The sequence below is a fragment of the Streptomyces sp. NPDC057638 genome (assembly GCF_042800315.1).
Lineage (GTDB): Bacteria > Actinomycetota > Actinomycetes > Streptomycetales > Streptomycetaceae > Streptomyces.
The window spans coordinates 1-8157 of record NZ_JBHVHF010000325.1; the positions used below are offsets into that span (position 1 = coordinate 1).

Below are 8157 nucleotides of genomic sequence, written 5' to 3' on the forward strand. Positions count from 1 at the left end.
CAGCCGGGCCGGACCGTGCCACACGTACCGGGCACGGCGGCGTCACGCGCGTCCGGACCCACCGGCCGCCCGGGCCGTACGGAGCGGATCAGCCCGCCCACACGTCCTCGGCATACCGGCCCTCGTCCCGCAGGCCGTTCAGCCACTCCTCACCGGTCAGGGTCCCGTCGCCGCCCCACTCCTCGTAGATCGCGGCCAGTGCCGCCCGTACCGCCGGGGCCATCCGGCGGCCGTCACCGCAGACGCGGACATGGGCGCCACGGGCCAGCAGCCCCCACACTTCGGCGGACTCGCGCAGCAACCGGTCCTGGACGTACTGGACGCCGTTCTCGGGCGCCGCCGAGTGCGCCGGGCGCAGGCTCACCGCACCCGCCGACGCGGCCTCGGCCGCCTCCAGTTCCTCCCGGTGGAGGTAGTCGACCTCCGGGTGGTCGCAGCCGAAGTAGCAGAGCAGCGGTGCCCGTCCGGAGTCCGGGGCGGTGCTCGCGGCGCGGTCGGCGACCGCCGCGCGGAAGGGGGCCAGGCCGGTGCCCGCCGACACCAGGATCACCGGGACGGACGGGTCGTCCGGCAGCCGGAACGACTCCTGGCAGGGCATGACCCGGCCGTGGACCGTGGCGCCGGGCTCCAGCGCGGCCAGATAGGCCGCGCCCGCGCCGGTCCAGGTGCCCTCGCCGGTGCGGTGCGGGACCGGCGCCGCGGCCACCATCAGATCGATGGCGCCGGGCGAGAGCGCGGGCGTGGAGGAGATGGAGTACGTACGGAGCCGGGTCGGCGTGAGCACGTCGAGGAGCGCGGGGAGCGACGGCTGGCACGACGCGTGCTGTTCCAGCAGATCGACCACGGTGAGGCGGCCCGGGTCGGCCGCGTACCGCTCCAGGGCGGCGCGCTCGGGCGGGCAGGGGGTGGCCTCGGCGAGCGCGGTGGCCTGGCGGGCGGTGGCGGGCTGGCCCAGTTCGACCAGATGGGTCAGCAGGGTGCGTACCGTCATCGGCTCGCCGAGCGGCAGCGGGTCGTCCGCCCCGGTGCCCGCTGCCGGACCGGCGCCGAGGACCACGGTCCGGTCCGGGTTCAGTCCGGTGGCGACCCAGACCCGGTCGACGAGGGCGGTGGGGTTGGCGGGGCGGATGACGAGATGGTCGCCGCTGCGGTAGGGGGTGGCGGTGGTCGCGGTGCCTGTAGTGCCTGTAGTGCCTGCGGTGGTCGCGGTGTCTGCGGTGTCCGCGGGCAGGCTCAGGCGCAGAAAGCGCTTGGAGCGGCCCACCGGGTGGGTGAGGTCGCAGAGTTCGCGGTTCTCGGTGACGGTGAGCGGGTGGAGGTCCTCGGGGACGGGGAGCACCGGGGTCCGGGCGCCTCCGGCGTCCTCGACCGTGTAGCGGTGGCCCCCGCGCACCTCGCCCGCCTCCTCGGCGGGCACCCCGTACCGCTCCAGCAGCGCCGACCACACCCGGCCCGTCCAGCGCGCCGTCTCGCCCGCCGCGTCGCCGGAGACGTCGACCGCGCCGCGCGGGGTCAGCGCCGTGGCCCCGGCCGCCGTCAGCCGCTCGTCGATCAGCGTCGGTACGCGCTGGTAGGTGGCCGCCCAGTTGCGGTCGCCGACCCCGAGCACCGCGTACGGCATCCCCTCGGGCACCTCCCCCGGGCCCGCCTGCTCCAGCCAGCCGAAGAACCGGGCCGCGTCATCGGTCGGACGCCCGTTGTACGAGGCCGCCACCACCAGCACCGGGCTCCGCGCCGTCAGCGTCCCGACCGCCTCGTCCAGCGACGCGACCCGGGTGGCGAAGCCATGGCGCGCGCCGTCCTGCGCCAGCTCCCCGGCGAGCGCGCGACAGGTCCCGAGCCGCGACCCGTACAGCACGGTGAGGGTCGTCCCCGGCGCCCGCAGCCCCTCCCCCGGCGTACCTCCGCCGGACGGTACGGAGGCGGGGGCGGGGGCAGTGGCAGTGGCTCCCGCCGAGGTCCGGCGCTCCTCGCGGGTGCGGCGCACCGGCGTGAGGGAGAAGCCGTCCGGCTTGATGGTCAGCGTCTCCTTGATCCTCAGCTCGTAGCGGGAGTGGTCCAGCAGCCGGTAGCGGTGGATCAGCAGCCCCAGCAGCAGGGTCGCCTCATGGAGCGCGAACTGGCGGCCGATGCAGGACCGTTCGCCGTTGCCGAACGGCTTGTAGAGATGGCCGGGGCGGGCGTCGACGCGCTCCGGCGAGAACCGGTCCGGGTCGAACATCTCCGGGTTGTCGCCCCAGCCCTCGCCCCGGTGGAGCATCGGCGTCAGCACGAACAGCGGCTGCTTGGCGCGCACCCGGTACCGGCCGCCGATGACGGTGTCCTCCTCCGGCTCGACGGAGAACCCGGGCGCGGTCGGCCACAGCCGCAGGCTCTCGTTGAGGACCTGACGGATGTACGTGAGCCGGCCGACATCCTCGAACGACGGATCCGGGTCGGGGTCCCCGCCCCACAGCGCGTCCACCTCGGCCTGCGCGGCGGCCAGGACGGTGGGGTGCTTCAGCAGGTAGTACAGGGCGAAGGAGAGCGCTCCGCTGGTGGTCTCGTGCCCCGCGATCAGGAACGTCAGCATCTGGTAGCGGATGTTGGTGTCGTCCAGCGGCTCGCCGCTCGCCCCGTCCTTCGCGTGGAGCATGAGGGAGAGGAGATCAGCGACGCCGTCCGGGGCATCGCTCCCGCCGGTGGGGGCCGGGTTCGCGTTCTCGGCGCGGCGGCGGCGGACGATGTCGTCGGCGAGCCGGTTCATCGCCAGGATGTTCTCCCGCTGGCGGCTCTCGGAGCGGGCGTAGAGGAAGTCCAGGCCCGGCAGGAAGGCCGCCTTGCGCTGGGCGTGGTCGAGCGCGGCGACCATCGTGCGGACGAAGGGGTGGGTGGTCTGGCGGCCGAAGCAGTCGAAGTCGTAGCCGAAGCCGCAGAGCCCGATGGTGTCCAGGGTCAGCCGGGTCATGTCGTCGGCGACCTGGACGGGGGAACCGGCGCGCGCGTCCCAGGTGTCGAGCAGCCGCCGGGCGGCGAACAGCATGGTCGGGTGGTAGGCCCGCAGCGCGTTGAAGGAGAAGGCGGGCATCAGGATGCTGTTCGCCTTGCGCCAGTTGGGTTCGTCGTTGAAGGCCGTGAAGAGGCCGTCGCCCCCGAACTCCCGGACCGCCTCAAGACCGGCGGGCGACTTACGGAACCGGGTCTCGTCGCACAGCTCCGCGACCAGGTCCCCGCCGGAGACCACCAGCGTCTCGTCGCCGAAGACACGCAGGGTGTAGATCGGGCCGAGGGCCCGTGCCTCCTCCATCGTGTACTGGACGAACCGGTCCGTCGGCAGCCGCAGGGCATGGCCGACGACGGGGAGCGAGCCGCGCTCGGGGACCGGGGAGAGGACGGTGAGCGGGGTGCGGGGACGGGTGCGGGTGCGGGTCTCCGGGTCCGGGGAGGAGCTCTGGCGCGCGTCCCCCGCCTCCGTACCCCCGGGTCGTGTCGTTGGTTCCACGGATGCGCCGGACTTCACGGGTTCCATGCTCGCTGCCCCTTGTGTCGTCGGCCGCCGATCACCCGGCGGCTTCTCTTTCACGGCCGTCCGGCGCGGGGTGGCGGGACCGTTGTCCGGCCAGGTCGTTCCCCGGCACGGGCCGTGATGGACCACGGGTGGGGACCGGCACACACCGGCCCTCACCTGCCTGCACCTCACCATACAAGCGACTTGGTCAGGTGACAATGTCGGATGACATGAGCAGTCGATTACGTCGTTATAGTGGTTCCATGCCTCACGTCTCAGCGGCCGAACGCCGCCCTCAGCTGATCGCCGCGGCCGTCGACCTGATGGCCCGCGAAGGCGTCGCGGCGGGGAGCACCCGGGCCATCGCGGCGGAGCTGGGGGTCGCCCAGGCGACCGTGCACTACACCTTCGGCACCAAGGCCGACCTCTACCGGGCCGTCCTGGAGTCACTCACCGTCAAGCTCCACGACGGGGTCCTGGAGGCGGTACAGCGGGCGGCCGGCCTGGAAGAGGCGCTCCGGGCGACGGCCGACGTCTTCTGGGAGGACCTCTGCGACCGGCCGGAGTACAACCTCCTCTGGCAGGAACTGCTCACCTTCGCCCTGCGCCAGCCCGACCTCCGGGGCGTGGTGCACCGCTTCCACGCCGAACTGGCGCAGACGGCCGCCGACGCCTTCGGCGACGTCGCCGTCCGTACCGGGGTGACCTATGCCGTTCCCGCCACCGAGCTGGCCACCTTCCTGATGGCCGGGCTCGACGGGGTCTGTATGAGCCTGCTGCTCTCCGGCGGCGAGCCCTCCGCCGCCACCCGCCGCGCCCTGGACCAGGTCATCGCCGCCACCCTGGGGCTGGCCTCGGGAGCCGTCCCGGCCCGCCCGACCGCGTAGACCCCCGGCCGGGCGTCAGCCCGGCGCCGGGTCGCGGCTCTCCCGTACCTCCCAGCCGGGCAGCGCGTCCGACCGGGCCTCACGGCCGTCGGCCACCAGCACCGCCAGCACCGCCAGCAGGCCGAGTGCCCTGCCCGGACGTGTCGTTCTCGCCATGGCGGGACGGTACGCACCGCGTCGATCACCCGTCCAGGCGTACGGGTGATACCCACGCACCAGCGGCATCACGGGTCGCGCCGGGGGGCCTCGGTACACACGGGGGAGGCCCCCCGGCGGCGCGCGCCGACCGTGACCACCGAGAACCTCTGCGGTGCTCGGCTGCCCGGCGGGCGGTCGGCGGCGCGTTCCCGTGGCACCGGGACCGGCGGTCCCGGTGCCCTCCCCCGACGGCCGTCAGCGCCCCGGCGGCTCAGCCGTGGTCATGGGTGGACGAGGTGTCCGCGGGCGGTTTCTCCCGGCCGCCGTCCCGGCCCGAGACGACCACCGCCAGCACCAGCACGATCAGGCCCACCGCGAGCACCCGGCCCGCCAGCCGCAGCCCCCAGCCGGCCTTGGAGCCCGGGTGGGCGGCCAGCCCCCGCAGCCGCTCCGACCGCCGCGCCGGACGCGCCAGCCGGATCAGCAGCAGGACGGCGATGGGGAGTTGCAGCAGCCAGATCGTGGTGCGGAACGCGCCGTCGTACCAGACGTTCGTCCCGTACAGCAGGGTGTGCCAGACACTCAGCACATAGGTCACGATCACAAAGCGGTGCATCACCCGCCAGGTCTTCGGGCCGATGCGGTGCCGCGCGTAGAAGAGGAGACCCATCGGGATGGCGAGATAGAGCGCCGCCTGCCCGACCGGGATGGCCACCTTCCCCGTACCGGAGTCATAGCCGCCGGGCACGAACGCCTCGATGAACGCCGTCACCGCCGCCGCGTGCCACGCGTCCTTGTCGTGCCGCACCAACTCGACCGCGAAGAAGATCGCGTGCGCCGCCATCAGCGCCATCGTGTTGATGCTGGTGGTCCGGTGCAGCCGCTCCAGCTTCGGGCCGGGGATCCTCAGCCACGCGGGGCGGGTTCCCGAGAGCAGCAGCCCGATGATGACCGTGCCCCAGGCCCAGAGCAGCGCGGACCATCCGAACGCCTGGCTGAGGAAGTAGACCCAGAAGCCGCCCGCGTCCGCCATGAACGGCATCACGGTCACGGTCGAGGACGTCTTCGCCTCGATCCGCGCGTAGATCAGGGCGAAGACCGCCGCCGTCACCACCAGCGCCAGCAGACCGTCCCACACGCTCGCCCGCAGATCCGCCCGCAGGGTGACGCGCGCGGGGCCCCGCGCCCCGGCCGCCGTGGGGTCGGTTGCCGTCGCTTCGGACGCCGTTGGTCCGGCTCCCGCCGCCTCGGGGGCGCCGGTGGCGCCTCCGTCCCGGGCCGGGGTGTCCCCGGTGGTACGGGCGCCGGCGGGCCCGCTCGCCTGGCCCGGGATCTCCGTCCCCGTCCTGGGCGGCCCGGCGGTTCCCGGCGCGGCTTTCCCCGCGTTCACTGACGCGGCGTTCACTGACCCGGCGTTCGCTGACTCGGCGTTCGCTGACGCGGCGTTCGCTGGCTCGGCGTTCGCTGGCTCGGCATTCCCCATTGCGGCGCTCCCCGTCCCGGCGTTCCCCGTCCCGGGCGCGTCCGCCCCGGCACCCTCGGCGCCGTGCTCCGGTTGCCCGTTGAGACGTTCCGGCTCCGGAGCGGTCTGCTCCGTGTCACTGCGCATGGCTCGGCTCCGCTCCTCGCGTAGAACCCGCTCGGTCCCTGACGGTCGAGGCGGGGCGTGTCGCTCAAGGGGTCGCGCGGCGGACGCCGAAAGTTCCCGGCGACTTTCCCCGGCTGATACGTGATGTGCATCACGCCTCGGAACTGTCCCGCTAAACCTGATGATCTGATGACGTGTCCCGATCGGCGGGGCTTCCCCGGAGCCCTGGTGGCACTGGCACGATGACCAGCATGGGAGCCGGAACCGCACTCCGCCTCACCCACACCGCGGTACTCGCCGCTGTGTGCGTCGTGCTGTCCGGACTCGGCCATGACCTGTCGTCCGGTGTCTCCCCCTCCCCCTGGGGCTATGCGCTGGCCCTGCCCCCGGTCTGTGCCGCCGCCTGGTGGCTCACCCGGGCGGAACGTTCCGCTCCGGTCGTTGTCGGCGCCATCGCCCTGGGACAGCCCCTGCTCCATGTGCTCTTCGGCGCGGCCCCCCACGGGCCCGGCGGGGGCGCCTCGGGGCGGACACACAACGCGGGTCACCGCCCCGGACACACCCCCCTGACCGATGGCCCACCGCCCGAACCGCTCTCCCCCCACGCCCTCTTCGACCCCTCCCTGCTGACCTTCGGCATGGCCGGGGCCCATCTGCTGGCCGGAGCGGTCTGCGGCTGGTGGCTCTGGCGCGGGGAGCGGGCACTCGTCCAACTCGGGCGGGCGCTCACCCTGTTCACCTCCGGCATCCGGGCCGTGCTGCGGCTCATCCGCGAGGTACTGGGCGGCGAACCGCCACGGCTGCCCAGCGTGGCCGTCGCCCTGGACCACCGGGTCCCGGTCCGGCGGCCCGACTCCTTCTTACTCCTCCGGGGGCTCTCCCGGCGTGGGCCCCCGCTCCTTCCGTCCTGAGTCGATCACCCCGCCCCACCGGGCTTCCACTTGGACGCGAAGGACGTTTTGTCATGTTTTCCATGCTCGCTCCTCCGGCTCCCCCCGCTCCCTCCGCTCCTTCAGGAGACCTCGGCCTTCCTGAAGATCACGGGCTCCCCGGAGACCTCGGGCTCCCGCCGGAACTCCCCACGCTCATCCCGCGGAACCGCCATCTCCGGCTGAGGGTCCGCACCTCCCTGCCGAGGCATCACGACTCCCTGCCCGGATGTCTCAACCCGGCCCCGGCCACGGTGCCGAGACCGCCGGTTCCGGACCCCTCCCTACCGGCCCCCTCCCTACCGGTCGCCGACGGCGCGCCGCTCTCCGCACCGCTCTCCATGGCGGCTTCCTCGCCCCCGGCCGGGCCTCCCGGACCGAGGCGGGGGCCGTCCGCTCCCGGCGCCACCGCGCCCTCCCGGCCGGACCGGGACGACCGGGACGCCGAGATCACCACCTGGGCCCTGGCCGCCGGGCACGGTGACCGCCGCGCGGCCGAACTCTTCGTCCACGCCACGTACGAGGACGTACGGCGGTTCGTCGCCCATCTCACCGCCGATGTCCCCGGCGCCGACGACCTCACCCAGGAGACCTACGAACGCGCCCTCACCGGGCTGAGCAGATTCGCCGGGCGCTCCTGCGCACGGTCCTGGCTGCTCTCCATCGCCCGGCGCGTGGTCGTCGACCGCTACCGCAGGGCCGCGGCCCGGCCCCGTATCGCCGACACCACCGACTGGCTGGGCGCCGCCGACCGCGCGGCGCGCTCCCACCAGACCCCCGGCTTCGAGGAGTCGGTGGCCTTCTGGGACGCGGTCCGGGAGCTGGAGCCCGGACGGCAACACGCCTTCGTGCTCACCCGGTTGATCGGTCTCTCCTACGCCGAGGCCGCCGACGTGCTCGGCTGCCCGGTGGGGACCATACGTTCCCGGGTGGCACGCGCCCGGCGGGATCTGGCGGAGGTCTGGATCGATCAGCGGTCCCCCGTACCCGCGCTGGTCGCCGCATAGCGACCGGAGCCGGAACGGTCACGGTCACCGGCGCGGACGGCCGCACGCCGGCCGCGCCCCCGGGCCCCCCCCCCCCCCCGGGCGCGTATAAACAAAGCCGAGCCCCCGAGGCCCAGTAGTA

6 protein-coding genes are annotated in these 8157 nt (G+C 73.8%); 3 read left to right on the forward strand and 3 right to left on the reverse strand.

Features of this window, described 5'->3' with window-relative positions:
• Window positions 1–88: 88 nt before the first annotated feature.
• Entirely contained in the window at window positions 89–3508 is a 3420-nt protein-coding gene (locus ACFVIM_RS29685) for a cytochrome P450 (protein WP_384307706.1), read from the reverse strand.
• Between the two features lie 242 nt (window positions 3509–3750).
• Between ACFVIM_RS29685 and ACFVIM_RS29690 the strand changes: the two genes are divergently transcribed.
• The gene (locus tag ACFVIM_RS29690) at window positions 3751–4374 is read left to right on the forward strand and encodes a TetR/AcrR family transcriptional regulator (protein ID WP_384307708.1); all 624 of its coding nucleotides are present in this window, start codon (window positions 3751–3753) and stop codon (window positions 4372–4374) included.
• A 15-nt stretch (window positions 4375–4389) separates the two neighbouring features.
• On the opposite strand, the gene ACFVIM_RS29695 is transcribed toward ACFVIM_RS29690, so the two are convergent.
• Both ACFVIM_RS29695 and ACFVIM_RS29700 read right to left on the reverse strand, forming a co-directional pair.
• Window positions 4390–4530, reverse strand: coding sequence for a hypothetical protein (locus ACFVIM_RS29695; RefSeq protein ID WP_384307711.1), 141 nt, complete (start codon window positions 4528–4530; stop codon window positions 4390–4392).
• Between the two features lie 253 nt (window positions 4531–4783).
• A complete protein-coding gene (locus ACFVIM_RS29700; protein WP_384307714.1) occupies window positions 4784–5902 on the reverse strand; it encodes a ferric reductase-like transmembrane domain-containing protein in 1119 nt (372 codons plus the stop codon).
• Between the two features lie 449 nt (window positions 5903–6351).
• Between ACFVIM_RS29700 and ACFVIM_RS29705 the strand changes: the two genes are divergently transcribed.
• Both ACFVIM_RS29705 and ACFVIM_RS29710 read left to right on the forward strand, forming a co-directional pair.
• Window positions 6352–7011 carry a hypothetical protein gene (locus tag ACFVIM_RS29705; protein ID WP_384307716.1) on the forward strand — a complete coding sequence of 220 codons (660 nt, stop codon included), beginning with the start codon at window positions 6352–6354 and terminating at the stop codon, window positions 7009–7011.
• Window positions 7012–7370: 359 nt separating this feature from the next.
• Window positions 7371–8036 carry a sigma-70 family RNA polymerase sigma factor gene (locus tag ACFVIM_RS29710; RefSeq protein WP_384307719.1) on the forward strand — a complete coding sequence of 222 codons (666 nt, stop codon included), beginning with the start codon at window positions 7371–7373 and terminating at the stop codon, window positions 8034–8036.
• Window positions 8037–8157: the final 121 nt, after the last annotated feature.